Here is a 26,459-nt window from a genome sequence, read left to right as displayed (position 1 = left end):
GGTGGGTGTCAGGTGCCGGTGAGGTGTTCCGGCCGGACCGGCGTCCTGGTCAGCTCCAGCCCCGTCGCGTCCCTGATCGCCGCGAGCACCGCGGGGGTGGAGGAGAGCGTCGGGGCCTCGCCGACGCCGCGCAGTCCGTACGGCGCGTGGTCGTCGGCCAGTTCGAGCACATCGATGGGGATGCTCGGGGTGTCCAGAATGGTGGGGATCAGATAGTCCGTGAAGGACGGGTTGCGCACCTTCGCGGTCACCGGGTCGACCAGGATCTCCTCCATGACCGCCACCCCCAGCCCCTGGGTGGTGCCGCCCTGGATCTGGCCCTCGACGGAGAGCGGGTTGAGCGCCTTGCCGACGTCCTGGGCGACGGCCAGCTCGATCACCTTGACCAGTCCCAGCTCCGTGTCCACCTCGACGACCGCGCGGTGCGCGGCGAACGAGTACTGGACATGCCCGTTGCCCTGTCCCGTACGGCGGTCGAAGGCCTCGGTCGGACGGTGGCGCCACTCCAGCTCCAGGTCCACCGCCTCGTCCCCCAGGACGTCCACGAGGTCCGCGAGGACCTCACCGGCGTCGGTGACGACCTTGCCGCCTTCGAGCAGCAGCTCGGCGGTGGCCCACGCCGGGTGGTACGTGCCGAACACGCGCCGGCCCCGCTCCAGGACCTTCTCCCGGACGGCCTCGCAGGTGTGCTTGACCGCGCCGCCGGTGACATAGGTCTGGCGGGAGGCCGAGGTGGACCCGGCGGAGCCGACCCGGGTGTCCGCGGGCTGGATGGTGACCCGGGCGACCCCGAGCTCGGTGCGCGCGATCTGCGCGTGGACGGTGACACCGCCCTGGCCGACCTCCGCCATCGCGGTGTGGACGACGGCGACCGGCTCCCCGGCGATCACTTCGAGCCGTACCCGGGCGGTGGAGTAGTCGTCGAAGCCCTCGGAGAAACCGACGTTCTTGATGCCGACCGCGTAGCCGACCCCCCGTACGACCCCTTCGCCGTGGGTGGTGTTGGAGAGCCCGCCGGGCAGGGCCCGTACGTCCGGCTCCTCACCGGCCGCCAGCCACTGCCGCTCGGGCGGCAGCGGTCTGGCCTTGACCCGGCGCAGCAGTTCGGCGACGGGCGCCGGGGAGTCGACGCGCTGTCCCGTCGGCATCAGCGTGCCCTGCTCCATGGCATTGAGCCGCCGGAACTCCACCGGGTCCATCCCGAGCGCCGCCGCCAGCCGGTCCATCTGCGCCTCGTACGCGAAACACGCCTGGACGGCGCCGAAGCCGCGCATCGCGCCGCAGGGCGGGTTGTTGGTGTAGAGGGCGACCGCCTCGATGTCGACGTGGTCGATGACATACGGGCCGGCGGAGAGGGAGGCGGCGTTGCCGACGACGGCCGGCGAGGAGGAGGCGTAGGCGCCGCCGTCCAGCACGATGCGGCACTTCATGTGCGTGATCCTGCCGTCGCGCGTGGCGCCGTGCTCGTAGTGGAGCTTCGCCGGGTGGCGGTGGACATGGCCGAAGAACGACTCGAACCGGTTGTAGACCATCTTGACCGGCCTGCCGGTGCGCAGCGCCAGCAGACAGCCGTGGATCTGCATCGACAGGTCCTCCCGGCCGCCGAAGGCCCCGCCGACCCCCGAGAGGGTCATCCGGACCTTCTCCTCGGGCAGGCCGAGGACGGGGGCGATCTGACGGAGGTCGGAGTGGAGCCACTGGGTGGCGACATACAGATCGACCCCGCCGTCCTCGCCGGGCACGGCGAGACCGGACTCCGGGCCGAGGAAGGCCTGGTCCTGCATGCCGAAGACATAGTCGCCCGAGACGATCACATCGGCGCGCGCGGCGGCTCCGGCGGCGTCACCGCGGACGATCGGCTGGCGGTGCACGATGTTCGGGTGCGGGACATGGCCGCTGTGGTGGTCGGTCCGGCCCTCGTGGATCAGCGGGGCGCCGGGGGCGGTGGCCGAGGCCTCGTCGGTGACGACGGGCAGTTCGGCGTAGTCGACGCGGATCTTCGCGGCGGCGCGGCGCGCGGTCTCGGGGTGGTCGGCGGCGATGACGGCCACCGGCTCGCCGTGGTGCCGGACCTTGCCATGGGCGAGGACCGGGGTGTCCTGGATCTCCAGACCGTAGTTCTTCACCGGGGACGGGAGATCGTCGTAGGTCAGTACGGCATGGACACCGGGGGTCGCGAGGGCCGCCGCGATGTCGATCGACCGGATCTCGGCGTGCGCCACGGTGGACCGCAATGTGTGGCCCCACAACATGTCTTCGTGCCACATGTCGGAGGAGTACGCGAACTCACCGGTGACCTTGAGGGTGCCGTCGGGACGGAGTGTCGACTCGCCGATGCCGCCCCTGGTCCGGGAGCCCTGGCTGAGGCTGGTGGGGGTGCCGGTGGTGGGCATACGGTCAGACCGCCCTTTCCTGCCGGGCGGCCGCGAGGCGGACCGCGTCGAGGATCTTCTCGTAGCCGGTGCAGCGGCAGAGATTGCCCGAGAGCGCCTCACGGATGTCCGCGTCGCTCGGGGAGGGGTTCCGCTCCAGCATCTCGTCGGCGGCGACCAGCAGGCCGGGGGTGCAGAAGCCGCACTGCACGGCGCCCGCGTCGATGAACGCCTGCTGGACCGGGGACAGCTCGCCGCCCTCGCCGGTGTGGGAATCGGATCCCCCGGCCCGCCACCGGGCGGCCTCGTCCAGGGAGGTACCGCAGGTGCCCGGGACACCCGGGGCGCCCGCGCCGCAGCCCTCGCCGCAGCCCTCGCCGGGGTGGGTGCCTTCGCGGTGCCTGGCGTACTCCGCGAGACCCTCGACGGTGATGACCTCGCGGCCCTCGGCCTGACCGGCCGCCACCAGGCAGGAGCAGACCGGAACACCGTCGAGCCGTACCGTGCAGGAGCCGCATTCGCCCTGCTCACAAGCGTTCTTGGAGCCCGGCAGACCCAGCCGCTCACGCAGCACGTAGAGCAGGCTCTCGCCCTCCCAGACGTCGTCGGCCCGCTGCTCACGTCCGTTGACCGTGAAACTCACCCGCATGGCTACGCCGCTCCTTCCAGGGCGCGGCCGGTGCCGCGGTACTGCTCCCAGGTCCAGCCGAGCTGACGGCGGGCCATGATGCCGACCGCGTGCCGGCGGTAGCGCGCGGTGCCGCGCACATCGTCGATGGGGCTGCACGCCGCCGCGGCGAGCGTGGCGAACTCCTTGGCGATCGACGGTGTGATGATCCGGCCGCTCTCCCAGAAACCGCCCTCGTCGAGCGCCGCGTTCAGGAACTCCTCGGCCGTGCGGGCCCGTACGGGGGTGGGGGCGGCGGAGCCGATGCCGGTCCGTACCGTACGGCTCCCCGGGTGCAGCGCGAGCCCGAAGGCGCAGACGGCGATGACCATCGCGTTGCGCGTGCCGACCTTCGAGAACTGCTGCGGTCCTTCCGCCTTCCGGATGTGCACCGATCTGATGAGTTCGTCGGCGGCGAGCGCGTTGCGCTTCACCCCGGTGTAGAACGCGTCGATCGGGATGAGACGGCTGCCCCGTACCGACGCGACCTCGACCTCGGCCCCGGCCGCGAGCAGGGCCGGATGCGCGTCGCCCGCCGGGGAGGCGGTGCCGAGGTTCCCTCCGACGCCGCCGCGGTTGCGGATCTGCGGCGAGGCGACGGTGTGGGAGGCGAGCGCGAGACCCGGCAGCTCGGTCCGGAGGTGCTCCATGATGCGGGTGTACGGGACGGAGGCGCCCAGCTCGACGCTCTTCTCGCCGACCGTCCAGGTGCTCAGCTCGCCGATACGGTTCAGGTCGAGCAGATACTCCGGCCGCCGGTGATCGAAGTTGATCTCGACCATGACGTCCGTACCGCCCGCGATGGGCACGGCCGTGGGGTGCTCCGCCTTGGTGGCGAGCGCCTCCTCCCAGCTTGCGGGGCGAAGGAAGTCCATGAGTGGCTCTCTTCTCGATCGTGTCGACCGGGGTCCTGACCGTTGTCGATCGGGGCTCTTCATGACCTGTTGACGCTGTATGGCACAAGTACACAAGCACTGCTCCGCCTGGTGCAGTCACCGAAACCATGAAGGAGTTGGCTGGTCGCCCACCGGGTCTTGTAGATTCGAACGAAAGACGGGGCCCGGTAACCGCGAGGCCTTCCTCCCGAAACACGCGTACGCGGGCTGTGCGCGCACGCGTCCCTTGTCCGCCGGGCCGTCCGGATCCCCGGCACCGACGGGCGGGCGACACGAGAGAGATCGGCGGCGACGACGAGATGCGGCTGCGCGCACTGCTGGGAACGGACGCGCTGGGCCTGCGGCTGCTGGGCGGCGAGGACGAACTGGACCGGGTCGTCGGCGGGGTGATGACCACCGATCTGCGGGACCCGAGCCGCTATCTGTCCGGCGGTGAGCTGGTTCTCACCGGTCTCGCCTGGCGGCGGCGCCCCGAGGACTCCGAACCGTTCGTCCGTATCCTCGTCGGCGCCGGGGTCGCGGCACTGGCCGCCGGCGAGGCGGAGCTGGGCGCCGTACCGGACGATCTCGTCCGGGCGTGCGAGCGCCACCGGCTGCCGCTGTTCGCGGTGAACGAGGACGTGGCGTTCGCGACGATCACCGAATACGTGGTCCGCCAGGTGTCCGGGGAGCGGGCCGGTGATCTGGCCGCGGTCGTCGACCGCCACCGCCGGCTGATGACCGCGGGCCCGGTGGGCGGCGGCCCCGATGTGGTCCTCGACCTGCTGGGCTCCGATCTCGATCTGCGCGCCTGGGTGCTCTCCCCCACCGGCCGGCGGATCGCGGGGGCCGGCGAGCCGCTCTCCCCGGCGCGGGCCGCCGCGCTGGCCGCCGAGCATCTGGCCGCGACCCGCGCGGGGCGCCGGAGCCCCTTCAGGACGAACGTCGGAGGGACGGTGTACTCCCTCTTCCCCGTACCCTCCTTCCCCGTACCCTCCTTCCCCGTACCCGCCCCGGGGCGGGGAGCGGCCCCGGCCGAGACCTCCCCCGATGTGCGCGGGACCGTGCTCTCGGACTGGCTGCTGGCGGTGGAGGCGGACGCGGGCGACTGGCCGGACGCCCGGCTCGATCTGCTCCGGGGCGTCACCCAGCTGATCGCGGTGGAACGTGACCGGCGGGACGCGGCCCGTGCGGTACGGCGCCGGCTCGCCCAGGAAGTCCTGGAACTGGTGCAGGCGGGCGCGGCCCCCGCCGAGATCGCCGCGCGGCTGCGGGCGGCGGCCCCGGTGCTGCTGCCGGGGGCGGCCGGCGCACCGCGGTGGCAGATCGTGGTGGCCCGGGTGGAGTGGGACGGGGACGGCAGGGACGCGGTGGTGGAGGGCGGTCCGGTGGCGCAGGCGCTCCTGGAGGAGATCCTGATCGATCCCGCGGCGACGGGGGCCGGGACGGCGGGCGTGACGGCCACGGAGCCGACCTCGGGCAGGGGCACGGCGGGCGGCATGGGCACGGCGGCCGGCAGGGGTACGGTCGGCGTGGGGACAGCGGGCGTGGGGACAGCGGGCGTGGGGACCGACTCCTCCGACCGGATCGCGGTGGCCCGTACGGACGACGAGGCGGTCGCCCTGGTGCCCCTGCCCGCGCCGCCGCCCCGGCCGGAACGGCCGGTGGACGGAGCCGTACCGCACGGGCCGCGTCCCGGCCGGGCGGACGACGACGACGCGGACCCGGCGCCCGGCCCGGAACCGGACCCCGGGGTGCACGCGGACGCGCTCCTGGCCGCCGTACGGGGTCCTCTGACGGCGGGTCTGGCGGACGACGGACGGCTGACCCTGGGGGTCAGCGCGGCGGTCCACTCGGCGGAGGGGCTCCGCGGCGCCCTGGAGGAGGCCCGCCACGCCCGCCGGGTGGCGGCGGCCCGGCCCGGCCGGGTCTGCGCGGCGGGCCACCAGGAACTGGCCTCGCACGTCCTGCTCCTCCCGTTCGTCCCCGACGACGTCCGGCGCGCCTTCACCGCGCGTCTGCTGGATCCCCTCCGCGGCTACGACCGCCGTCATCGCGCGGAGCTGATCCCCACCCTGGAGGCGTTCCTCGACTGCGACGGCTCCTGGACCCGGTGCGCAGCCCGACTCCATCTGCATGTGAACACGCTGCGCTACCGGGTGGGCAGGATCGAACAGCTCACGGGGCGCGATCTGTCGCGGCTGGAGGACAAGCTGGACTTCTTCCTGGCCCTGCGCATGAACTGACGGCACGGGCGGACGCCGGACCGGCGAGCGGGTGCTCCGGCCGTCAAGCGGGTGCTCCGGCCGTCGGCGGGGCGGTCGGCGGGGCGCCCTGACCACCGTCACCGCGGCGCCTTGTCCGCGCCGTCACCATGTGCCATGTCCACGGCGGTTGACGCCATCACCCGATACGGGCAACAAAAGATCCCGCTCCGTCGCGGGAGGGATCCGACGACGCCCCGGCCACCGACCGTACCGTCACCGTCGCCGCAGGTGACAGCCCTTCCCGGGGCGCCGGGTCCGGTGGCCGGTACCCCCCGCGCCCCGGTCAACCGGCCGTTCCGGGCGGCCCCGGCGACCACGGGATTGTGAAATTTTTCACCCGCCCTATTGGCCCGGCGTGCCCATCCGTGCTGAGATGCGTCCACACTCAACAGCACAATGGCGCGCTCGGGGAGGGCAATGTGGCGCATACCGCCATGTCTGGTTCCGGAACGACTGCCGGTGACGACCCTCTCCAGACCGCGGTATGGCGGCTGCGCTCGCGTGGCTGTTGGACCGACGCAGCGGCCCTGCTCGCACCGCACACCACCGCCCCCGCGCCGGCGCTCCAGCGGGCCTCGCTGCTCGTGGAGCGCTGCCTGTTCACGGGCGTCGGCTGGCCCGAGGCCGAGGACGCGCTCCGCTCCGCCGAGGCCACGGCCCGCGAGGACCACGAACGCGGCGCCGCCGCCTGCGAACGGGGTCATCTCGCCTACGCCTCGACCGTCCTGGGCGTTCGCGACCGCGCGGACGAGGCGCGTGCCGCGCTCGGCAGGGCGGCGGCGCTGCTCGATCCGACGGCTCCCGGCCGCGCCCTGCTCGACTTCCGGCGCGGGCTGGTGGCGGAACACCTCTCGGACTCCCCGCAGTCCGCGCGCGCCGCGTACCGCCGCGCCCATGCCTCCGCCACGACCCACGGCGAGACGCTGCTGCTCTCGTTCACCTGGCGCCATCTCGCGGGACTGGCCCTGAGGGAGGGCGAACTGGCCGAGGCGAGACACGGCTTCGGTGAGTCCCTGCGTATCCGCGAGGAGCTGGGCTATCTGGTCGGTACGGCGCCGGCCCTGGCCGCCCTGGCGGACGCGGAACCCGAGCCGGAGGCCACCCGCCTGCGCGAGGAGGCGGGCCGCCTCTTCCGCCTGCTGGGCGGCGTACCGACCTGGCTGGCGGACCAACTCGCGCCCCACGCACCGGTCGTCTGACCCGCACGTCCGCCCCGCACGTCCACCCCGCACCTCCGCCTCGTACGCACTGTCCGTCCCTCCGGACCCGGCTCCGGACGGACGCAGGCGCTCGCCCGCGTCCCGGGCGGACACAGACGCCCGCGTCCCGGCCTCAGCGCCCCGGACACGAGAAGCGCCCGTACGCCCGCCTGACCGGCTGCGCTCCTGGTACGGACAACTCGTCGCCGGCCGCCCCGGGTACCGTCCGGCACGACGGCGATCCGGAATCTCCGGCTCCCTGTTCGAGTCTTCCCTGTCGCGCCCCCTAGGGTGTCCTCGACGTCGCGGACATGCCTCAGCGATCCGGAGGCCCCCGCATGCCCCGAAGTCCGGTCCTGACGTACTGTCGGCCGACCCCTCCGACCTGGGGTTCCGGGTGCCAACAGGCCCCAAAGCGGACCCTTGCTGAATTTCCGTCAGATGCCAGAAACGGAGCAGAAGGACATGGACGTCGAGCCTTGGTGTGATGATAAGATCGCCGAGCTTGCCAAGCGGTGGTAAACCCGCTATGGCATAAAGGGAAAGTCAGCGCATCGGCCCAGAAATCCGCCACCCCGGGGAGAGCTATGCCATCAGCCGGGCCTTTCAAGGCAGTCCGGCGGGCGAGTATGCGCGACCGATCCCGTATGTCTGAGACTGTGAGCGCACTCGAACGCAGCGTCCAGACATTCAGTGTCCGGTGCCCCAGTCGCCCGAAGAGAGCCTTATGACGCAATACTTCCAGGATCCAGCGCTGTGGGGTCTGATAGCTGCTGGTACTCCTGTCGCCGCTACCGCGATCGTTCGCGGTAGAAAGTCGATCGCCCAGCTCAAGAAGGAGAAACAGGAACTCAGGGCACATTACGCAAATCTGGAAGATCATTACGCCGAGGCCGTCGAAGAGGCCAAGGACAGGGCCGAAGAAGCCACCAAGACCGCTCTGAAGTCCGCGATGCGGACGCTCCAGGGTCTTGCGAGCGAGCAGCAGCTCGCCATTACGAAGCTTCAGGACAAGTACGGAGAACTCCAGATTCTCCAGGACCTCCTCGACATCGACCACATGAATTCGCAGTTCGCCCGGCGTGCGCAGTCCATCGCCGTTCTCTGCGACGGATGGCTCGGGCGTCAGCGCGCCTCGGCCTCCCTCTATGACGTGGTCCGCAGCGCGAAGGGCCGTATCCGCCACTTCACGCGCGTCGAGATCCGGGCCCAGAGCAATTTCGCCATCGTCAGCCGCGCCGTCGAACCGGTCGCGCTCACGCTCGCCGAACTGCTGGACAACGCCACCAGTTACTCGGCGCCCGAGACGATGATCGAGATCAATATCCGCCCGGTGCCCAAGGGCGTCTGCATCATCGTCGACGACGCCGGTGTCGGCATGAACGAGGAAGAGAAGAGCAGAGCGGCCAAGCTCCTCTCCAGCGAACGCTCTCCCGGTGTCTCCGGTCTCGGCAACCCGCCGCAGTTCGGCTTCACCGTGATCGGTGTGCTCGCGGCCCGTTACGGCTTCACGGTCTCCGTGGACTCGACTTCTCCGTACGGTGGCGTGCGCGCGGTCGTGCTCCTTCCCGAGGAGCTCCTCACGACCATGCCCGCGCCCGCGCCCGAGCCCGAGGAGAAACCCGCCATGGCCGCGTCCTCCCCGATGCCTCCGGAAGAGACCCCGGCGACGCCCGCGACCACCTTCGGCGGACTCCCGAAGCGCCGTCGGCGAGGCGCGATATCCATCGTTCCGGCGGCCGAGAGCACGGAAACCCCGGCGCGCTCCAGCGAGCAGGCCGCCTCGGTCATGGGCGCGTTCCAGCGCGGAACGCAGTCGGGCCGCCGTTCCACCAACGCAAGCAGCGAAGGGCATGAGTCTCAGTGAATTACGATCTGTCATGGATGCTTGACAGTGCTCTCGAAGTGCCCGAAGCGCGCCACGCGATTCTTGTCTCCGCGGACGGTCTGCTCATGGCCCGCTCGAAGGACGTCGGCAAGGACCACGCCGACACCGTCGCCGCCGCGATGAGCGGAATGCAGTCGCTGAGCCGTACCGTGGCCGACTTCTGCGGCGGATCCCCGAGCGAGCGCCCGCAGTGGCGCCAGACGGTGGTGGAGTTCGACCACGGCTGGGTCTTTCTCATCTCCGCCGGTGAAGGGGCCTATCTCGCCGTCTCGGCGTCGCCCGAGGTCGACATGTCCGAGATCACCTTCCGTATGCAGCAGCTCGTCGGCCAGCTCGGCAAGTCCCTGACCAGTCCCCCTCGCGAGATTGCTGACACCAAGGCATGACCATCCCGGACGAGCCCGAGCTGGAACGAGAAGCAGCACCCTTAGTGCGACCGTATGTCATCACCAACGGCCGCCACCTGCTGGATGACAACGAGTTCTCCCTCATCACTCTGGTCACGGCCTCCGCCGACGGCCCCAGAACGGGACATCTCGATCCTGAGAAGCTCCGTCTCCTGGATCTCTGCGCCGGCGGTTACCTCTCGGTCGCGGAGATAGCCGGACACACCAATCTGCCTGTCGGCGTCGTCAAAATCCTGCTGTCCGATCTCACGGAGGAGGGGCATCTCATGACGCGCGCCCCGATTCCTCCCGCGAAGCTTGTCGAGCGGCACATACTCGAGGAGGTGCTGAATGGCCTTCAAGCCCGTTTTGGATGACGGCGTCTATCTGCGCAATTCAGTGCAGACGGCGGCGAAGATCCTCGTCGTCGGCCACTTCGCCGTCGGCAAGACGACGTTCATCGGAACCATGTCCGAGATTCCGCCGCTGCGCACCGAAGAGGTGATGACGCAGGCGGGCGAGGGAATCGACGACCTCAAGGGCACCCCGGGCAAGACCACGACCACCGTGGCCATGGACTTCGGCCGTCTCACCCTCAGCGAGAGACTCGTCCTCTACCTCTTCGGCACCCCTGGACAGCAGCGCTTCGTCCAGGTGTGGGAAGACATGTCCCGGGGAGCACTCGGGGCATTGGTGTTGGTGGACCCGCAGCGCCTCGAAGAGTCCTTCGCCGTGATGGACCTGGTGGAGCACTACGGAATTCCGTACGCCATCGCGGTCAATCGATTCGACGGCACACCGAGCCACACGGACGACGAGATACGGGAGGCACTCGACCTGCTCCCCGAGACGCCTCTCGTCAATTGTGACGCACGCGACCAGCGTTCGTCAGCGAATTCGCTCATCGTCCTTGTCCGTTATCTCCAGTCGCGCCTCAGCTAGGAGCTTGCCATGCAATCGCACTCGGGAAACCAGGCGCCACCTCCGGGCTGCCCTGCCCATAACAGCGGCAAGAGCGTGCCTCTGCACGGGCCCGAATTCGCCGCCGATCCCCAGGCTTTCTACGAGTATCTGCGGCAGCACGGCCCCGCCGCGCCCGTCGAACTGGCGCCGGGCGTGGAGGCCTCGCTGGTCACGGACTACGCGGCGGCGCTGCATGTGCTCCAGAACCCCGACACCTTCGCGCGCGACTCGCGCCGCTGGCGCGCCCTCAACGAGGGCCAGGTCCCGGCGGACAGCCCCATCCTGCCGATGATGGCGTACCGGCCGAACTGCCTGTTCTCGGACGGCGCCGATCACCTGAGGCTCCGTCAGGCCGTGACGGAGTCGCTGGCCAAGATCGACACCCACCGGCTGAGCCGGCACACCGACCGGGTCGCCACGTATCTCATCGACCAGTTCAGCAGCCGCGGCAAGGCCGATCTGGTCAGCGACTACGCGCAGCTGGTGCCTCTGCTGGTCTTCAACGACATCTTCGGCTGCCCGGCCGAGATCGGCGACCGGCTGGTCTTCGGTATCTCCAGCCTGTTCGACGGGGTGGACGCGGAGAAGGCGAACGAGGTCCTCACCGAGGCCCTGTTCGAACTGGTCGCGCTGAAGCGAGCCAAGCCGGGCGACGATGTCACCTCCTGGCTGATGCAGCATCAGGCGCGGCTGTCGGACGAGGAGATGATCCACCAGCTCGTCACGCTCATCGGCGCGGGCACCGAGCCCACGCAGAACATCATCGCGAGCGCGCTGCGGCTCCTGCTGTCGGACGACAAGTACGCCGGCGGACAGCACACGGCCGGCCTGCTGGTCGAGGACGCCATCAACGACGTGCTCTGGAACAGCCCCCCGATAGCCAACTACGCCGTGCACTACCCCATGTACGACGTCGATCTGTCCGGGAGCAAGCTGGACGCCGGTGATCCCGTGGTCATCAGCTTCGCCGCGGCCAACACCGATCCGAGCCTGTCCGTGAGCCGGCAGACGCTCAGCAAGCGGGCCCATCTCGCCTGGGGCGCCGGTCCGCACGCCTGCCCGGCCAAGGATCCCGCCCTGCTGATCTCCGTCATGGCGATCGAGAAGCTGCTCAACAGCCTGCCGGACATCGAGCTGGGCGTGCCCGTGAACAGCCTGTCCTGGCGGCCGGGTCCGATCCACCGGGCGCTCAACGCCCTGCCGGCCCGGTTCACCCCGGTCCGCAGGGAGAAGAGGACGTCGGCGCCTCAGCCGAGCACCTCCCGCACCCTCGGAAATGCTCCGGCCCAGCCGCAGCACGGGGCACAGAAGGGTACCTGGTGGAGCGGATTCCTGACCTGGTGGAAGGTGTGACATGCTTAACAATTCGGGACGTTTTACCCTCGCATGAATGTTCAACCATAGGGGTAGACAGGGTTGGCGAATCTTATGTGATCTCTTGAAAGAAGGAGTCGCTGTGGATCCTTCCCTGGCAACCTCATCCGTCGACCGGCGCTCTGTGGTTTCGCTTTTCTCTCGCCTGCGCACATCGGGCGGTCAGTCAAATCCATTGCCTTTCTACAAAGAACTCCGGGCGATGGGCAATATCATGCCCGCCCCCTGGGGCGGGCACCTGGTGACGTCGTACAAGCTGTGTGACCAGGTACTGAGGAACAGGGCCTGGCAGGTGCCGGGCAACGAGTGGCGTACCCAGCAGAAGGACGCCGCACGCTGGAGTGCACCTGCCTCGCTCCAAATGGGGCGCACGCTGCCCATGCTCAATCCGCCGCATCACACACGGATGCGGCGGTCGGTGGGCAATATGTTCGACCGTAAATCCCTCGACGCCATGAGGAATTCGATCGACCGAATAACCGAGCGGCTCCTCGATCAGGTCGGCGAGGAGTTGCGCGACGGTGAGCCGGATTTCGTGGAGCTGGTCTGCGAAGAATTGCCGGTGATAACGATCGGCGAGTGGCTCGGCCTGCCGGCCGCGGACTATCCACTGCTGCGTTCGCTCACCCACGACCAGGTATTCACCCAGGAATTGTTCCCCTCGCCGAGCCAGCTCGCGCTGTCCGACGCGGCGACAGGTCAACTGCGCGCTTACTTCAGCGAATTGATCCGGGAACGCCGCAGATCCCCCGGGGACGACAAGGTCTCGGTCTGGATCCGGACCTGGGACGAACTGGAACCCGACCGGGACGCCGCCGACGCCGCCGTCCACTCACTGGCGCTCTTCGTGGTCCTGGCCGCTCTGGAGACCACCTCGCATCTGCTGGCCACCCTGGTGTGGCTGCTTCTGGAGCACCCCCGTCAGCTCGACTGGGTGCGCACCCACCCCGAGCACCTGCCGGGGGCGATCGAGGAGACCCTGCGGTACGACCCCCCGATCCATATGATCAGCCGGATCGCCACCGAGGACACCACGCTGGCCGACATGCCCATCCAGCGGGGCGAGATGGTGCAGCTCATGGTCGGTGCCGCGCACCACGACCCGGACCAGCACACCGATCCCGACATCTTCGACATCCGCCGCAAGGCCGCACACCTCAGCTTCGGCGGTGGGATCCACTACTGCCTCGGGGCGCCCCTGGCGCGTCTGGAGGCGACCTCCCTGGTGACCACACTGCTCAGACGCATGCCCGGACTCCGTCTCGCGGACGGGCCCTCCTACGCCCCCCGGGTCGCCTTCCGGCGCCTCAAGTCGTTCCGCGTGACGGCCTCCTGACATCACCTCATCCCCGCGGGACGTCGCACGCCGGACCACAGCGCACCACGACGAACCGTGACAGACCATCACGACCAAGGAACAGCATGGTGGAAGACTTCAAGGCCCTTCACGTCATAGCTGAGGGACCTGTCCTGAAGGTGCGGCTGAACAGTCCGGAGACGGGCAACGCCGTCTCCGGACCGCTCCTGGACGAACTCCTCGCCGTCCTCGACGCCGTGCACGGAGATCCCGCCGTGCGCGTGCTGATCCTGTCCGGTGCGGGGGACGACTTCAGCCTGGGCGGGGACCGCTCCGAGTTCCCGGGACTGCTCGCCGCCCATCCCGGCGGAGCGGGACTGCACGCCCTCGGCAACAAGGCCCGGCGGGTGTGCGAGGCCCTCGCGAGCACCCACGCGGTGACCGTCGCCCGGCTGCACGGGGGTGTGATCGGGGCGGGGCTGGGGCTCGCGGTGTTCTGCGATCTGCGGGTCGGGGCGGACAACTGCCGTTTCCGGATGCCGGAGCTGGGCCTCGGGGTGCCGCCCGCCTGGGGAGGCGTGCTGCCACGGCTGCTCAGCGAGGCGGGGGCCGCCAGGGTCCGGGAACTGCTGCTGACGGCCGACAACTTCGACGCGGCCAGGGCGGCCGAGCTGTCCGTCCTCCACAAGGTCGTCCCACTGGACGAGCTGGACAACGCCGTCGCGCGCTGGACCAAGCCGCTGCTGCGCAGGTCGCCCGCGGCGCTGCGGACCACCAAGGCCATGCTGAACGCCTACGCGGGAGCCGGCCGTCTCGCCGACGCCACCTTCTTCGACGCGGAACTGCTGACGGCCGCGGTGGCGGCCTCGGAAGCCGCACGAGAGCGCCGCTAGGGTCTTCCGTCCGGTGCCGGGGCACACGAGCCCGGCACGATCCGGACGAAGGGCCCCAGCACCGCCCGTTCAGTCCGGGGCGCCGGCGAAGTGCTCGCGCACCAGTGCCTGAATCACCGTCAGATCCCTTGCCTCCAGGGCGTCCAGCAGCGCCGAGTGCTCCGCCGCGTCGGCCACCAGATCGGCGCGGCGCACGGCCGGCGCTGTGACCAGCGGCCACTGGCTGCGGCGGTGCAGATCATCCGCGACCATGACCAGCTGCTCGTTGCCGCAGAGCGAGAGCAGCGCGCGGTGGAAGGCACGGTCGCTGTCCGCGTACGCGGCGCGGTCGCCCACCGCCGCGGCCGTCGCCGTCGCCTCCGCCAGCGGGCGCAGCTCGGTCCAGCGTTCCGCGGGGACGGTACGGGCCAGCCGCAGCATCACCGGTACCTCGATCAGCGCACGCAGCTCGGCCAGCTCCGCCAGCTCCCGCGCCCCGCGTTCCGTGACACGGAAGCCCCGGTTCGGGACGACCTCGACCGCGCCTTCCCGTGTGAGCTGCTGCATGGCCTCGCGTACGGGGGTGGCGGAGACGCCGAAGCGCTCACCGAGCGCGGGGGCCGAGTAGACCTCACCGGGGACCAGCTCGCCCCGGACGAGCGCCGAGCGCAGGGCGGTGAGGATCTGCCCCCGTACCGAGTGCCGGCGTACCGCCCGGGGCGCGGGAGGCTCACCGTGCGTGTGCTCGCCCCTGGTCCCGCGCCGGGTGTCCTCCGTACCGCCCCGTGCCTCCGTGCGCGCCTGCTCGGGCACACGGCCCGGGGCCCCGGGACCGGCGTCCGAACCGGTCGTGGAGGGGGAGGCGAAGACGGCGGCCGGCCCCGGCTCGGCAGGCGTCCCGGCAGGCGTCCCGGCGCCGGGGCGGGCCCCGTCGTCCGGGCCCGGCAGGCTCGGAGCCGTCGGCGCGCTCTCGGGCGCTCCGCCGTGCTGCTCCACCCCGCCCACCTCCGCCCGCTCTCCGCCGCCGTCCGCCCGGCCCGGCGCCGGATGCATCTGAGCACGATAGGCCGCCCGTGCCGCACTTCAAACCCGATCGCATCGGGTAAGGTAAGGCTTACCTGCAAACGATCCCGATTCGGTGGTCCCTGCATGACCGTGCCCACGCTGCTGCCCGGCCTTCTCACCTCTCCCGTGACGGGCGCCTACGCCCGTCTGACCGAGGTGTTTCCCTCGCTGAGCATCGACCTCCTCACCGGGGACGAGCGGCCCCCGCGCGACGGCGGCTGGGTCGGCGCGGCGGACCTCGCCGCCGGGGGCGAGGCCCTCGACACCTTCCTCGACTGGGATGAAGCCCAGGTCCAGCGGGACTACGGGCAGCGGGCACGCCCCGACGTGATCGCCAGTTTCGCGCTGCACCGCTATGCCTGGCCGGCCTGTCTGCTGATCACCGTGCCCTGGTTCCTGCACCGCAGGGTGCCCCGGGTCCCCGTCGGAGACGTGTTCTTCCAGCGGGCCCTGGGCCGGATGGCCGTACGGGTCGACGACTTCGCCTGTCTGCCGGACGACCCCGCCGCGGCGCTGCCCGGCGCCCGGGTCGTACCGGACGAGGAGGCCCTGCGGGCCGAGGTGCGGGCCGCCGCGGCCGAGCATCTCGAACCGGTCCTGGCCGGTTTCGGCCCCCGGATGCGCCGCGGCCGGCGGGCGCTGTGGGGGATGGCGACCGACGAGATCGTCGAGGGTCTCTGGTACATCGCCCATCTCCTGGGTGAGGAGCGGCGGGCGATGGCGGAGCTGGAACTGCTGCTGCCGGGCACGGCCGGACCGTATGTCGGCACGGCGGGTTTCCGTGAACTGACCGGGCCCGAAGGTGAGTCGCTGCCGACCCGTGACCGGGCGAGCTGCTGTCTTTTCTACACACTGCGTCCCCAGGACGCGTGTGTCACCTGCCCGCGTACGTGCGACGCCGACCGTGTCCAGAAGTTGAGTGCCGGCGTCTGACCCCGCGTCACCCGAGGAGCCACGCCACCCGCTAGGGTGATATTAATCGAACATGACAGCCGCCTCCCGTGCGGCAGTTCTGGTTTGATCGCGCCTATCAGTGTGCCCCACCACCTCGTTGGCGTCTTCTTGTTCCAAAACCCCCTGAGCGGCACCGCTCTTCCGCCAATATGGCGCCCGAAACGCCCTACTGCGATGCAAGGAACACCGCATGCGACTGACCGACATATCGCTGAACTGGCTGCTTCCCGTCGGCGTGCTGATCGTCGGAATCCTGGTGGCGGTGGCAGTGCTCGCGCGCGGTAAGCGCGCCGGTGACAAGGCCGCGGCCGAGGATTCATGGGAACGCAGTGAAGAACGACGCAGGCGGAAGGAGACCATCTACGGCGCCGCTTCCTACGCACTCCTGTTCTGCTGTGCGGCGGTCGCCGCCGCCCTCTCCTTCAAAGGCCTGGTCGGTTTCGGCCAGGAGAACCTCAGCCTGAGCGGCGGCTGGGAGTACCTCGTCCCCTTCGGCCTCGACGGCGCGGCGATGTTCTGCTCCGTGCTCGCCGTGCGCGAGGCCAGCCACGGTGACGCGGCCCTCGGCTCGCGTCTGCTGGTGTGGACGTTCGCCGGCGCCGCCGCCTGGTTCAACTGGGTGCACGCGCCCAGGGGCCTCGGCCACGACGGCGCCCCGCACTTCTTCGCCGGCATGTCCCTCTCGGCCGCGGTCCTCTTCGACCGCGCGCTGAAGCAGACCCGCCGGGCGGCACTGCGCGAACAGGGCCTCGTGCCCCGTCCGCTGCCGCAGATCCGGATCGTCCGGTGGCTCCGCGCTCCCCGTGAGACCTTCGGCGCCTGGTCGCTGATGCTCCTCGAAGGCGTACGCACGCTGGACGAGGCCGTCGACGAGGTGCGCGAGGACCGCCGTCAGAAGGAACAGAACCGGCACCGCCGGCGTGAGCAGCAGAAGCTGGACCGGGCGCAGATCAAGGCGCTCAACCGGCAGCACCGGGCCTGGGGGCGCGGCCGCGGCGGCCGTCAGGTCCCCCTGCCCGCGGTGGGCGGCGGATCGGGCTCACCGGCCGCCGTCGAGGCCGCCGCGGAGCCTGCTATAGCGGAACAGGGTCAGCTGCCTCATCGATCCCGGCTCTCCCTGTCGGCCGTCAAAGGCGGTGAGGCCCGAACCGTGGACCTGACCGCGGAGGACGACACCCAGGCGCTTCCACGACTCGACTCCCTGGAGCGCAAGCTCACGGATCTGGAGCGGCAGTTCGGCTGACCCGAAGAAGGCGTCCGGCGCGCGGTACGCGTCCGACGCGGGGAATCCGTTCGAGAACACAGCACACGGACCGGTGTGACGGAACATCGTCGCACCGGTCCGCTGTTGTGTTTCCCGGTGCACGGCCGCCACCACCGGCGTCGGCCCGGAGGCTCCGAAGGCTCCGAAGGCTCCGAAGGCTCCGGACAGGATCGGCGCTCCCGCTCAGGCCGCCGCTTCCCCGTTCATCTCGAACCACACCACCTTGCCCAGGGGCCGGGACCGTATCCCCCAGTCGTCCGCCAGGGTCCGCACCAGCGCCAGACCCCGGCCGTGCGTCGCGTCGTCGGCCGCCGGGGGCTGGGTCTCGGGCCGGGCCAGCGGCAGGGGCAGGGTGGTGACGAAGTCCCGCACCTCCACCCGCAGCCGTGAGTCCGCGACGGTCGCCGTGACCACGGCGCCCCGCTCGGTGTGCACCAGCGCGTTGGTGACCAGCTCGCTCATGAGCAGTTCGGCCACCTCCGCCGAGTCCCGCTCGCGCCAGTGCCGCAGCATCTCCCGCAAGGCGTGTCGCACTTCCGGGACGGCCGACAGATCGGCACCCCCCACTCTGCGCCGTAGCCCTGTCATGGTTCTGTCCCCCCGTTTGTACCGGTGACGACTCCCGTTCTCGGACGCTTACGGGGAGCATGCCCCGCCCCCCTCACGGCAGTCATGTCGCCGACCATGTCGTTCGTCACCTACTCGCCACGGTGAGGCGGGTGCGTGGGGGCCGTGTGGGGAAGTGAGGAAGAAGTGACGTGAGGCCCTGACCGGCGCGGCCCAGGAGCGAGGAGCCCCGATGCACGACGACCGCATCCAGGTGGAAGGCCGGCTGGAGCGCGCGCTGCGCCAGTTCATCCGCCCCGCGCGGTACGCCGCGCGGGAGCCGCTCGCCCTCTCCGTCCTGCGTGTACCGGGTGAGCCGGTGGCGGTCGACGGCGCGCTGACGGGGGCGTACACACCGTTCGCGGTCGGCACGGAGTGGGGCTCCCCCTGGTCCACGAGCTGGTTCCGGCTGGAGGGCACCGTCCCCGAGGCATGGGCCGGCCGCCGGGTCGAGGCCGTGATCGACCCCGGCTTCACCGGCGAGGGCCCCGGTTTCCAGGCCGAGGGACTGGTGTACGACGCGGCGGGCGTCCCGCTGAAGGGCATCCACCCGCGCAACCGGTACATCCCCGTCGCCGCGCCCGCGTCCGGCGGCGAGCCCGTACGTCTGCTGCTGGAGGCCGCCGCCAACCCCGCCGTCCTGCACGGCTTCGAGCCGACGCTCCTCGGGGACGTCCTGACCGCCGGGGACCGCCCCCTCTACCGCTTCGCCGCCGCCGAGCTGGCCGTCCTGGACGAGGAGGTCTGGCATCTCGTCCTCGACATCGAGGTCCTCTCCGAGCTGATGCGCGAGCTGCCCGAGGACCGGTCGAGGCGCCATGAGATCCTGCGCGCCCTGGAGTCCATGCTCGACGCGCTCGATCTGCACGATGTCGCGGGCACGGCCGCCGCCGCCCGCGGCGAGCTGACCGAGGCGCTCTCCCGGCCCGCCTCCCCGAGCGCGCACCGGATCTCCGCCGCGGGCCACGCCCATATCGACTCGGCCTGGCTGTGGCCGCTGCGCGAGACGGTACGGAAGGCGTCACGGACCTTCGCCAATGTCACGGCGCTCGCCGCCGACTATCCGGAGCTGGTCTTCGCCTGTTCGCAGGCCCAGCAGTACGCGTGGGTGAGGGACCACCAGCCCCATGTCTGGGACCGGATCAAGCGGGCCGTGGCGGACGGCAATTGGGCGCCGGTGGGCTCGATGTGGGTGGAGTCGGACGCCAATATGCCCGGGGGTGAGGCGCTGGCGCGGCAGATCGTGCACGGCAAGCGCTTCTTCCAGGAGGAGCTGGGCGTGGAGACGGAGGAGATCTGGCTGCCGGACTCCTTCGGCTGCACGGCGGCCTTCCCGCAGTTGGCGAAGCTCGCCGGGGTGAGGTGGTTCCTCACCCAGAAGCTCTCCTGGAACCAGTCCAACAGGATGCCGCACCACACCTTCTGGTGGGAGGGCATCGACGGCACACGGGTCTTCACACACTTCCCGCCGGTCGACACCTACAACGCCCGCTTCCACGCGTCCGAACTCGCCCACGCCGAGCGGAACTTCGCCGAGAAGGGCCGCGCCTCGCGCTCGCTCGTGCCGTTCGGCTGGGGCGACGGCGGTGGGGGCCCCACCCGGGAGATGATGGAGAAGGCGCGGCGGCTGAAGTCCCTGGAGGGCTCGCCCCGGGTCGAGATCGAGCCGCCGTCGGCCTTCTTCGCGGCCGCCGAGGAGGAGTACGGAGCACGTGCCCCGGTCTGGTCGGGTGAGCTGTATCTGGAGCTGCACCGGGCCACGTACACCACGCAGGCCAAGACGAAGCAGGGCAACCGCCGCAGTGAACATCTTTTGCGGGAGGCCGAGTTGTGGGTGACGGCCGCCGCGCTGCGCTCGTCCGCGTACCGCTGTCCGTACGACGAGCTGGACCGGATCTGGAAGACGGTGCTGCTGCACCAGTTCCACGACATCCTGCCGGGCTCCTCGATCGCATGGGTGCACCGGGAGGCCCGCGACACCTACGCGGCGGTCCGGGAGGAGCTGGAGGGCATCGTCGCGGACGCGCTGGCGGTGCTGGGCGGCGACGCCGTGGGGGTGTGGAACGCCGCGCCGTACGCGCGCCGCGATGTGGTCGCCGCCGACGCGGCGGACGTACCGGAGAGCGTCGCCACCCAGCCGCTGGCCGACGGCCGGGTGCTCGCCCCCGCCCTGGTGCGGGCCCTGGCCCCGGGCACCTTCACCTCGCTGGCCCCCGCCCCCGTCTCGGTCCTCGACGAGCGGGGCACGGTCACCCTGCGGAACCGGTATCTCAAGGTCATCGTCGACGCCGACGGGCTGCTGGCTTCGGTACGCGATCTCATCACGCACCGCGAGGTACTGGCGCCCGGCAGCCGTGGCAATCTGCTGCAACTGCATCCCGATCACCCCAACCAGTGGGACGCCTGGGACATCGACCGGCACTACCGGCACCGGCACACCGATCTCACCGCCGCCGACTCCGTGGAGCTGGTCGAGGAGGGCCCGCTGCGGGCGGCGGTGCGGGTGGTGCGTAGGTTCGGGGCGTCGCGGATCACCCAGGAGATCCGGCTCACCGCCGACAGCCGCCGGATCGATGTGGTCACCGACATCGACTGGCGGGAGTCCGAGAAGGTCCTCAAGGCCGCGTTCCCGCTCGATGTCCACGCGGAACGGTCCACCGCCGAGATCCAGTTCGGCCATGTGCACCGCGCCACCCACGAGAACACCGGCTGGGACGCGGCCCGGTTCGAGATCTGCGCCCACCGCTGGCTGCGGGTGGCCGAGCCGGGCTACGGCGTCGCCGTGCTCAACGACTCGACGTACGGACACGATGTGACCCGCACGCCGCATCCGGAGGGGCTCGGTACGACCGTACGGCTGACGCTGCTGCGCGCCCCGCACAGCCCGGACCCGGAGACCGATCTCGGTACGCACCGCTTCACCTACGCACTGCTGCCCGGCACCTCGCAGGAGGAGACCGTACGGGAAGGGCTGGCGCTCAATCTCCCGCTGCGGGTGGCCGCCGCCCCCGAGCAGGTGCCGCTGGTCCAGGTGGACCATCCGGCGGTGACGGTGGAGGCGGTCAAGCTCGCGGAGGACCGGAGCGGGGATGTGGTGGTCCGGCTCTACGAATCGGCGGGCGGCCGTGCCGATGCCACGCTGCGCGTCGGCTTCCCGGTGGTGGGGGCGAGGGTGACCGATCTGCTGGAGCGGCCGCTGCATGACGCGGAGACGGACGAGGAGGGGCTGAGGCTGAGGCTGCGACCGTTCCAGATCCTGACGCTGCGCCTGACGCCTCCCGGCTAGCGCCTTTCGTTCGGCGCACACCTGGCCGCGCCCACACCTGGCCGTGCCCGCCGCACCGCTCCGGCGACGCGCCCCGCGGACGGCTGCCCCCGCGCTGTGCCGGGCGCCGCGCTACGCCAGGGCCGTAACAGCCGTGTATGAGTGCTCAGGTGCCGGTCGCGCCGAGGCCTGCGACGGCGAGCCGGAAGGCGCGGTCCGCCGGTATCGCCGGGGCGGTGTAGTTCTCGGTGGCAAGGGCGATTCCGACGATCAGTGTGAGCAGATCGTCGACGGTGATGTCCGCCCGGACAGCCTGGTCGTCAATGGCCTTGCGCAGCAGCGAGGCGCCGGCCGCTCCGATGACTCCCGCACAGGAGTCCTGGGTGACCTCGTCCTGGAGAGGCTGGTAGGAGAGGACGTCCGCCAGACCCCGTGCGGCGAGCGAGTAGTCGAGCAGCTCGCGCAGCCACCGCACCAGCGCGGAGCGGCTGTCGTGCTCGCCGCAGAGCGTATGAGCGCGATCGCACAGGGCATGGACGCGCTGCTTGAAGACGGCTTCGAGCAGGGCTTTACGGGTGGGGAAGTGGCGCCGCACGGTGGCTGATCCGACGCCCGCGGTACGGGCGATCTGCTCCAGGGACGCCTGGGCTCCTTGGGCCGCCACCTCGGCCTCGGCCACGGCGAGGATGTGGGCGTAGTTGCGGCGGGCGTCCGAGCGCTGGCCGGTCATGATCTCCTTCAGCGTTGATAAGTGGCGGGGACCGCCGTATTGTAGCGAACCAGAAACGGCGGAGCCCGCCGTTTCTGGTGTCGTGACCACTGAGGAGATGTACTCATGACCACTGCCGCACCACCGGTTCTCGTCGCCGGTGCCACTGGCCGCCAAGGTGGCGCGACCGCCCGCGCCCTGCTCGCGCAGGGAACACCGGTGCGCGCCCTGGTGCGCGACCCGGACACGCCGCGTGCACGGGCCGTTGAGGAACTCGGCGCCAGCCTGTTCGTCGGCGATCTCACCGAACCGGCGACCCTTGAGGCGGCCGTGGACGGCGTGCGGGCCGTCTTCTCCGTGCAGATGCCCGCATACACCGGGCAGGGGTTCGACTTCGCCGGGGAGGTCAGCCAGGCGGTCAACCTCATGACGGCCGCGCGGGCCGCGGGCGTGGAACAGTTCGTCCAGGCCTCCACCAGCGGCGTGGGACAGCACGTCGAGGCCCCGGGCTGGGCCGAAGGACGGTGGGCGATCATGGAAGCCCCGCTCGGCACGAAGGCCGCGATCCAGGACCGGCTGCGCGAATTCGACTTCACCTACTGGACGTTGCTCAAGCCGTCGTTCTTCATGGAGAACTTCGAGCCGTCCATGCGGTTCTACTTCCCCCGCGGCGTCGAAGGGGGCCTGGTCACCGTCGTCAGACCGAGCACGCACCTGGCACTCGTAGCGGCCAAGGACGTGGGCCGAGCCGCGGCAGCCGCCCTGTCCGCGCCTGCCGAGTTCCACCGGGTGGAACTGGAGCTCGCCGGCGATTACCTGACCATGACCGAGATCGCCGAGATCCTCTCCCGCGCCCTGGGAGTCCCGCTGACGGCGCCGGACATGACCGAGGAACAGGCCCGCGCCGCCGGCATGGGGGACATGGGCGCCACGCACGAGTTCATGGAGGTGGTAGGCCAGCCGGCCCGGCCACAGTTCGCCCGCGCGCTGGGCATCGAGCCGACCAGCTTCGAGGAGTGGGCGCACGCACACCTACGGGCCGCCGCCTGAGCAGGTTCCGGCTACCGGCCCCTGACCGGCTGATCGAGGACGAGGGCACGACGAACGCGGCCACGGTCGTCCGTCCGCTGGCGGCGGGGTACGTGCTGCCGCGATCCGCGCGTGCGGCGGGTTCCTCACGGGCGCTCCGTGTGCCTCCGCCCGGTACGGGCACCCGTAGGGAGTGACGAAGAAGAAGCGGAAACTCACCCTCGCGTACAAACCCGTCGGCTTCGTTCTCGGCTGGGCGGGAGGCGCACTGGCCGGACTCGCCTTCCAGCAGACCTGGAAGGCCCTGCGCCACGAGGACGACGCACCGGACGCCCTGGACCGCGACCGCGGCTGGGGTGAGGTCCTGCTGGCGGCCGCGGTCCAGGGCGCGATCTTCGCGGTCGTACGCAGCGCGGTCGACCGGTCGGGCGCCAAGGCGATCGAGCGTGCGACGGGTACCTGGCCGAGCAGCGGTGGAGGGGGCAGGGACTGAACCGCCGCCCCGCGTTCCCTCACGCGGAAGGCGTCCCCTCACGCGGAAGGCGTCCCCTCACGCGGGAGGCGCGTGTCTTCGTGACCGCGCCGGGCCCGCTCCGGCAAGCGAGTGGCGTTCAGGCGGCACCCGACGGTGGCTTCGCGGGCAGAGCGCCAGAAGTGCCCGGAAGGACCCGGAGGCCGTAGCGGGCCCACAGCGCGCGCTGTAGGAGGAGAGTCAGTGTGCCCGCGAGGAACATCCCGGCGAGGTTGAGTCCGAGTTGGGCGAAGGAGGCCCCGACCTCGCCCCAGTGCGCCAGGGCCATGGCCACCGCGATGTTGCCGGCCGCCGGGACCGTGGTGACGGAGATGAAGACTCCGACCAGCGCGGCGGACTTGCCGGCGGTCAGCGACAGGATTCCGGCGACGCCCGCCAGGACCGCCACGATGAACGACCACCGGTCGGGATGGACGATGAAGCCGGTGAGCGGCCGGTCGTCGAGCATGTCCGGGGTGATCCATCCCAGCCCCCGGCTCACCGCCGCGCACGCCAGCGTGATCATGATCGCCACCGAGAACCCGACGGCCAGCGCCCGTACGGCCGCGACGACAAGTCGCCCGTCACGTCGCAGCGTTCCGAAGCAGGAGGCCGCCACCGGCCCGAACTCCGGTCCGAGCACCATCGCGCCCACGATCAGGATCGGCTGGTCCAGCAGGGCACCGATCGCCGCGATCTGGGTCGCCAGCGCCAGGAAGGAGAGGAATGCCCAGGTGATCCGGGTGTCCGAAGCGGCCCTGGCCGCCAACTCCTCCCAGACGACCGCATCGTCCGGATCGCCCGGAGCCACCTCCTGCGCCGCCTCCGCCGCCGTCGAGATCGACAGATCCACCTGCTCGGCCGAGACGCCGCCGGTGTCACTCAGGCCGAGGGCCCGCAGTCGCGCCAGCACATCGTTGGCCGCCTCCCGCGCCACCTCGAACTCCACCAGGTCCCCCGCCGGCGACCGGGCCGCCCCGGGGAACCTCACGATGTTGACGACCGCCGGGGAATCGGCGATCCGAAGCACTTCCTCCGCGAGAGCAGGAGGGCAGATCACTCGTATACGCAGCACGCTGCGCATTGTCCCGCGCCCGCCCGGCCCGCCCGACATCGCGGGGGGGTCTACTCCGCGCTCCAGGCGTGACTTCCCGTGCCTCGCAGCGGCCCGTTGGGGATCTCTCCGGTGTCCGGTGTCCGGTCTCGGATGAGTCCGGGCAGGGCGGGGTCGCACGGCCGCGGTACCCGAAATCTGGGGGAGACGGGTCTCGCGAGGTCGCCTCACACCGCGTGTGATCCGGCGTTCGACGTGATCCGGGACAGACGGATCGCGGAGACGAGGAAGAAGATCCCTCCGAGCGTGGCATAGCCGGCGAGGGCGGTCAGCGAGGGGTCATCCTGTGAGGCGCTTCGGATGAAGGACGCGCCGGCCAGCACCGAGATGCCGCCGCTGACGATCATGGCCCACTGACCGCCCATCGATCGGCGCGCGACGCCTACGAGGAGCTGGACCAGACCGGAGAAGACCGCCCAGGCGCCCCAGACGCGCAGCACGTCGGCGACGCCCGAGGCGCTGGCGACCGCGACGCCGACGGCGGCGAGCGCGCTGACGGCCATGTTCACGTACAGGCCCTTGGCCGGCCCGGTGGCGCGCGCCGACCTCGCGTCGACGACGGCCGCGGCCACGTCGAAGGCGGGATAGAGGAACAGCAGCAGCTTGGTCCCGGTGGTGAGGTCGGAGCCGGACACCAGCAGGAGCGCCGCCCAGGCGGCGGCGAAGACGAAGCGGATGACGTAGAGCCGGCGCAGGGCGGGCGCGGCGGCCACCTGTTCGGCGGAGGCGACGGATGCCATGGGGTTCTCCAGTGAGTACGGGGAGGGCTACGGGACGGGTTCGACCGCTCGGGCAGAGGCAGGCAGGCTTCTCCGGCCCGAGCGGCGGAATGCCTCGAAGCAGAGAGAACGATCTCTCTTGCACGCAGCCTGACATACTCGATCCACCAAAACAAGAGAGACCGTTCTCTCTGCTACGATGGGTGATATGACACAGCTCGAAGCCGGCACCGGCAGGAGAGTCTCCGAGGCCCGGGAGCGGCTCCTGAGGACCGCCGGGCAGCTCTTCTACACGGAGGGCATCCACACGGTGGGCGTCGACCGTCTGGTCACCGAGTCGAAGGTCACCAACGCCACCTTCTACCGCCACTTCCCCAGCAAAGAAGACCTGGCCGTCGCCTACATCGGAAGCGTCGACCAGGCGATCCGCACCCAGATCGGCGCCCTGACGGCCACGGACGTGCCGGCCGACGCGATCCTGCGGGGCATCGGCGCGTCCCTGGTCGAGCAGATCCGCTCGCCCGGCTACCGCGGATGCGCCTTCCTCAACGCGGCAGCGGAATTCCCCGCTCCCGACCACCCGGTCCACCGGGCCGTCGTGCAGCACCGCGAGTGGTTCCTGCAGACGATCACCGGACTGTTCGCCGGGATCGCGGACACGTCCGCCGAGCACGCCGGGCGGCACTTCGTCATGCTCCGCGACGGCGCGATGAGCGCCGGCTACCTCGGCGACCCCGTCCTGGCCGGCGAGACCCTGCTGCGCGGCATCGAAGGACTGCTGCGGGTCCACACCGCCGGTGGGCTCGACGAGAGCGCCGCCCCCGCGCCCGGTCAGGCGCCTTCGGCGGCCACGACGGTCCCCGACATCGAGTGCTCACCGCCCAGCGCCTAGGACTTGTCCGGCCGATCATGTTCGGAGCCAGATGGTGAGGGCTGCCGCTGTTGCGGTGCCGAGGAAGATGTAGCCGCGCTTGTCGTATCGGGTGGCCACGGCCCGGTGCTGTTTCAGCCTGTTGATGGCCCGTTCGACGGTGTTGCGTTTCTTGTACCGCTCTTCGTCGAA

The 26,459-nt window shown here is 70.7% G+C and carries 23 protein-coding genes and 1 pseudogene; 15 read left to right on the top strand and 9 right to left on the bottom strand.

Annotated features, from left to right (window positions below; all coding sequences use genetic code 11):
- Positions 1 to 8: 8 nt before the first annotated feature.
- From pucD to ACFYYH_RS00110, 3 genes are read right to left on the bottom strand one after another with little or no spacing between them, the layout of a single operon-like run.
- Positions 9 to 2,393 (bottom strand): xanthine dehydrogenase subunit D, encoded by a 2,385-nt coding sequence (gene pucD / locus ACFYYH_RS00120; RefSeq protein ID WP_388543726.1) that lies wholly within the window; start codon positions 2,391 to 2,393, stop codon positions 9 to 11.
- Positions 2,394 to 2,397: 4 nt separating this feature from the next.
- Positions 2,398 to 3,021 carry a (2Fe-2S)-binding protein gene (locus ACFYYH_RS00115; RefSeq protein ID WP_388543723.1) on the bottom strand — a complete coding sequence of 208 codons (624 nt, stop codon included), beginning with the start codon at positions 3,019 to 3,021 and terminating at the stop codon, positions 2,398 to 2,400.
- A 2-nt stretch (positions 3,022 to 3,023) separates the two neighbouring features.
- Positions 3,024 to 3,914, bottom strand: a complete 891-nt coding sequence (locus ACFYYH_RS00110) for an FAD binding domain-containing protein (protein WP_388543721.1) — start codon at positions 3,912 to 3,914, stop codon at positions 3,024 to 3,026.
- Between the two features lie 320 nt (positions 3,915 to 4,234).
- Between ACFYYH_RS00110 and ACFYYH_RS00105 the strand changes: the two genes are divergently transcribed.
- The 9 genes from ACFYYH_RS00105 (at position 4,235) to ACFYYH_RS00065 (ending at position 14,181) form a co-directional block, all read left to right on the top strand.
- Positions 4,235 to 6,160: a PucR family transcriptional regulator gene (locus ACFYYH_RS00105; RefSeq protein ID WP_388543718.1), complete on the top strand. Its 1,926-nt coding sequence runs from the start codon at positions 4,235 to 4,237 to the stop codon at positions 6,158 to 6,160.
- 455 nt (positions 6,161 to 6,615) lie between these two features.
- Complete coding sequence (locus ACFYYH_RS00100; protein ID WP_388543715.1) at positions 6,616 to 7,380, top strand: hypothetical protein; 765 nt, start codon at positions 6,616 to 6,618, stop codon at positions 7,378 to 7,380.
- Positions 7,381 to 8,107: 727 nt separating this feature from the next.
- Positions 8,108 to 9,247, top strand: a complete 1,140-nt coding sequence (locus ACFYYH_RS00095) for an ATP-binding protein (protein WP_388543712.1) — start codon at positions 8,108 to 8,110, stop codon at positions 9,245 to 9,247.
- Positions 9,244 to 9,654, top strand: coding sequence for a roadblock/LC7 domain-containing protein (locus ACFYYH_RS00090; RefSeq protein ID WP_388543710.1), 411 nt, complete (start codon positions 9,244 to 9,246; stop codon positions 9,652 to 9,654). Before ACFYYH_RS00095 ends, ACFYYH_RS00090 begins: the two co-directional genes overlap by 4 nt.
- Positions 9,651 to 10,031: a DUF742 domain-containing protein gene (locus tag ACFYYH_RS00085; protein WP_388543708.1), complete on the top strand. Its 381-nt coding sequence runs from the start codon at positions 9,651 to 9,653 to the stop codon at positions 10,029 to 10,031. Before ACFYYH_RS00090 ends, ACFYYH_RS00085 begins: the two co-directional genes overlap by 4 nt.
- Entirely contained in the window at positions 10,006 to 10,596 is a 591-nt protein-coding gene (locus ACFYYH_RS00080) for an ATP/GTP-binding protein (RefSeq protein ID WP_388543706.1), read from the top strand. Before ACFYYH_RS00085 ends, ACFYYH_RS00080 begins: the two co-directional genes overlap by 26 nt.
- A 9-nt stretch (positions 10,597 to 10,605) precedes the next feature.
- Positions 10,606 to 11,970: a cytochrome P450 gene (locus ACFYYH_RS00075; protein WP_388543703.1), complete on the top strand. Its 1,365-nt coding sequence runs from the start codon at positions 10,606 to 10,608 to the stop codon at positions 11,968 to 11,970.
- 223 nt (positions 11,971 to 12,193) lie between these two features.
- The gene (locus ACFYYH_RS00070; protein WP_388543700.1) at positions 12,194 to 13,327 is read left to right on the top strand and encodes a cytochrome P450; all 1,134 of its coding nucleotides are present in this window, start codon (positions 12,194 to 12,196) and stop codon (positions 13,325 to 13,327) included.
- A gap of 86 nt (positions 13,328 to 13,413) precedes the next feature.
- Positions 13,414 to 14,181, top strand: a complete 768-nt coding sequence (locus ACFYYH_RS00065) for an enoyl-CoA hydratase/isomerase family protein (protein WP_388543697.1) — start codon at positions 13,414 to 13,416, stop codon at positions 14,179 to 14,181.
- Positions 14,182 to 14,250: 69 nt separating this feature from the next.
- Here the strand turns inward: ACFYYH_RS00065 and ACFYYH_RS00060 are convergent, their stop codons facing one another.
- Positions 14,251 to 15,213 (bottom strand): FCD domain-containing protein, encoded by a 963-nt coding sequence (locus ACFYYH_RS00060; RefSeq protein ID WP_388543694.1) that lies wholly within the window; start codon positions 15,211 to 15,213, stop codon positions 14,251 to 14,253.
- 96 nt (positions 15,214 to 15,309) lie between these two features.
- Between ACFYYH_RS00060 and ACFYYH_RS00055 the strand changes: the two genes are divergently transcribed.
- Positions 15,310 to 16,158 (top strand): (2Fe-2S)-binding protein, encoded by an 849-nt coding sequence (locus tag ACFYYH_RS00055; RefSeq protein WP_388543691.1) that lies wholly within the window; start codon positions 15,310 to 15,312, stop codon positions 16,156 to 16,158.
- A 211-nt stretch (positions 16,159 to 16,369) separates the two neighbouring features.
- Positions 16,370 to 17,422: a DUF2637 domain-containing protein gene (locus ACFYYH_RS00050; protein WP_388543690.1), complete on the top strand. Its 1,053-nt coding sequence runs from the start codon at positions 16,370 to 16,372 to the stop codon at positions 17,420 to 17,422.
- A gap of 204 nt (positions 17,423 to 17,626) precedes the next feature.
- Here the strand turns inward: ACFYYH_RS00050 and ACFYYH_RS00045 are convergent, their stop codons facing one another.
- Positions 17,627 to 17,977, bottom strand: coding sequence for an ATP-binding protein (locus tag ACFYYH_RS00045; protein WP_388543687.1), 351 nt, complete (start codon positions 17,975 to 17,977; stop codon positions 17,627 to 17,629).
- 265 nt (positions 17,978 to 18,242) lie between these two features.
- Between ACFYYH_RS00045 and ACFYYH_RS00040 the strand changes: the two genes are divergently transcribed.
- The gene (locus ACFYYH_RS00040; RefSeq protein ID WP_388543685.1) at positions 18,243 to 21,335 is read left to right on the top strand and encodes an alpha-mannosidase; all 3,093 of its coding nucleotides are present in this window, start codon (positions 18,243 to 18,245) and stop codon (positions 21,333 to 21,335) included.
- A gap of 145 nt (positions 21,336 to 21,480) precedes the next feature.
- On the opposite strand, the gene ACFYYH_RS00035 is transcribed toward ACFYYH_RS00040, so the two are convergent.
- Complete coding sequence (locus ACFYYH_RS00035) at positions 21,481 to 22,044, bottom strand: TetR/AcrR family transcriptional regulator (protein ID WP_388543682.1); 564 nt, start codon at positions 22,042 to 22,044, stop codon at positions 21,481 to 21,483.
- Positions 22,045 to 22,149: 105 nt separating this feature from the next.
- Between ACFYYH_RS00035 and ACFYYH_RS00030 the strand changes: the two genes are divergently transcribed.
- Entirely contained in the window at positions 22,150 to 23,073 is a 924-nt protein-coding gene (locus tag ACFYYH_RS00030) for an NmrA family NAD(P)-binding protein (RefSeq protein ID WP_388543679.1), read from the top strand.
- A gap of 172 nt (positions 23,074 to 23,245) precedes the next feature.
- The gene (locus tag ACFYYH_RS00025) at positions 23,246 to 23,545 is read left to right on the top strand and encodes a DUF4235 domain-containing protein (protein WP_388543677.1); all 300 of its coding nucleotides are present in this window, start codon (positions 23,246 to 23,248) and stop codon (positions 23,543 to 23,545) included.
- A gap of 118 nt (positions 23,546 to 23,663) precedes the next feature.
- Here ACFYYH_RS00025 and ACFYYH_RS00020 read toward each other — a convergent pair whose 3' ends face one another.
- Positions 23,664 to 24,638, bottom strand: a complete 975-nt coding sequence (locus ACFYYH_RS00020; RefSeq protein ID WP_388543674.1) for a DUF389 domain-containing protein — start codon at positions 24,636 to 24,638, stop codon at positions 23,664 to 23,666.
- 206 nt (positions 24,639 to 24,844) lie between these two features.
- The gene (locus ACFYYH_RS00015) at positions 24,845 to 25,417 is read right to left on the bottom strand and encodes a hypothetical protein (RefSeq protein WP_388543671.1); all 573 of its coding nucleotides are present in this window, start codon (positions 25,415 to 25,417) and stop codon (positions 24,845 to 24,847) included.
- Between the two features lie 178 nt (positions 25,418 to 25,595).
- On the opposite strand from ACFYYH_RS00015, the gene ACFYYH_RS00010 reads away from it, so the two are divergent.
- Positions 25,596 to 26,288: a TetR/AcrR family transcriptional regulator gene (locus tag ACFYYH_RS00010; protein WP_388543669.1), complete on the top strand. Its 693-nt coding sequence runs from the start codon at positions 25,596 to 25,598 to the stop codon at positions 26,286 to 26,288.
- A gap of 15 nt (positions 26,289 to 26,303) precedes the next feature.
- Here the strand turns inward: ACFYYH_RS00010 and ACFYYH_RS00005 are convergent.
- A pseudogene (locus tag ACFYYH_RS00005) lies at positions 26,304 to 26,459 on the bottom strand (IS5/IS1182 family transposase); the annotation flags it as partial.

The organism is Streptomyces sp. NPDC002018, assembly GCF_042890865.1.
In the GTDB taxonomy this organism is placed as follows: Bacteria; Actinomycetota; Actinomycetes; order Streptomycetales; family Streptomycetaceae; genus Streptomyces.
This window is presented reverse-complemented; position numbering and strand designations above follow the sequence as displayed.

What these genes read in the sequence shown, in the direction of transcription:
- pucD (WP_388543726.1), bottom strand. Translation starts at nt 2,393, where the DNA reads ATGCCCACCACCGGCACCCCCACCAGCCTCAGCCAGGGCTCCCGGACC.
- ACFYYH_RS00115 (WP_388543723.1), bottom strand. Translation starts at nt 3,021, where the DNA reads ATGCGGGTGAGTTTCACGGTCAACGGACGTGAGCAGCGGGCCGACGAC.
- ACFYYH_RS00110 (WP_388543721.1), bottom strand. Translation starts at nt 3,914, where the DNA reads ATGGACTTCCTTCGCCCCGCAAGCTGGGAGGAGGCGCTCGCCACCAAG.
- ACFYYH_RS00105 (WP_388543718.1), top strand. Translation starts at nt 4,235, where the DNA reads ATGCGGCTGCGCGCACTGCTGGGAACGGACGCGCTGGGCCTGCGGCTG.
- ACFYYH_RS00100 (WP_388543715.1), top strand. Translation starts at nt 6,616, where the DNA reads ATGTCTGGTTCCGGAACGACTGCCGGTGACGACCCTCTCCAGACCGCG.
- ACFYYH_RS00095 (WP_388543712.1), top strand. Translation starts at nt 8,108, where the DNA reads ATGACGCAATACTTCCAGGATCCAGCGCTGTGGGGTCTGATAGCTGCT.
- ACFYYH_RS00085 (WP_388543708.1), top strand. Translation starts at nt 9,651, where the DNA reads ATGACCATCCCGGACGAGCCCGAGCTGGAACGAGAAGCAGCACCCTTA.
- ACFYYH_RS00080 (WP_388543706.1), top strand. Translation starts at nt 10,006, where the DNA reads ATGGCCTTCAAGCCCGTTTTGGATGACGGCGTCTATCTGCGCAATTCA.
- ACFYYH_RS00075 (WP_388543703.1), top strand. Translation starts at nt 10,606, where the DNA reads ATGCAATCGCACTCGGGAAACCAGGCGCCACCTCCGGGCTGCCCTGCC.
- ACFYYH_RS00070 (WP_388543700.1), top strand. Translation starts at nt 12,194, where the DNA reads ATGGGCAATATCATGCCCGCCCCCTGGGGCGGGCACCTGGTGACGTCG.
- ACFYYH_RS00065 (WP_388543697.1), top strand. Translation starts at nt 13,414, where the DNA reads ATGGTGGAAGACTTCAAGGCCCTTCACGTCATAGCTGAGGGACCTGTC.
- ACFYYH_RS00060 (WP_388543694.1), bottom strand. Translation starts at nt 15,213, where the DNA reads ATGCATCCGGCGCCGGGCCGGGCGGACGGCGGCGGAGAGCGGGCGGAG.
- ACFYYH_RS00055 (WP_388543691.1), top strand. Translation starts at nt 15,310, where the DNA reads ATGACCGTGCCCACGCTGCTGCCCGGCCTTCTCACCTCTCCCGTGACG.
- ACFYYH_RS00050 (WP_388543690.1), top strand. Translation starts at nt 16,370, where the DNA reads ATGCGACTGACCGACATATCGCTGAACTGGCTGCTTCCCGTCGGCGTG.
- ACFYYH_RS00040 (WP_388543685.1), top strand. Translation starts at nt 18,243, where the DNA reads ATGCACGACGACCGCATCCAGGTGGAAGGCCGGCTGGAGCGCGCGCTG.
- ACFYYH_RS00035 (WP_388543682.1), bottom strand. Translation starts at nt 22,044, where the DNA reads ATGACCGGCCAGCGCTCGGACGCCCGCCGCAACTACGCCCACATCCTC.
- ACFYYH_RS00030 (WP_388543679.1), top strand. Translation starts at nt 22,150, where the DNA reads ATGACCACTGCCGCACCACCGGTTCTCGTCGCCGGTGCCACTGGCCGC.
- ACFYYH_RS00015 (WP_388543671.1), bottom strand. Translation starts at nt 25,417, where the DNA reads ATGGCATCCGTCGCCTCCGCCGAACAGGTGGCCGCCGCGCCCGCCCTG.
- ACFYYH_RS00010 (WP_388543669.1), top strand. Translation starts at nt 25,596, where the DNA reads ATGGGTGATATGACACAGCTCGAAGCCGGCACCGGCAGGAGAGTCTCC.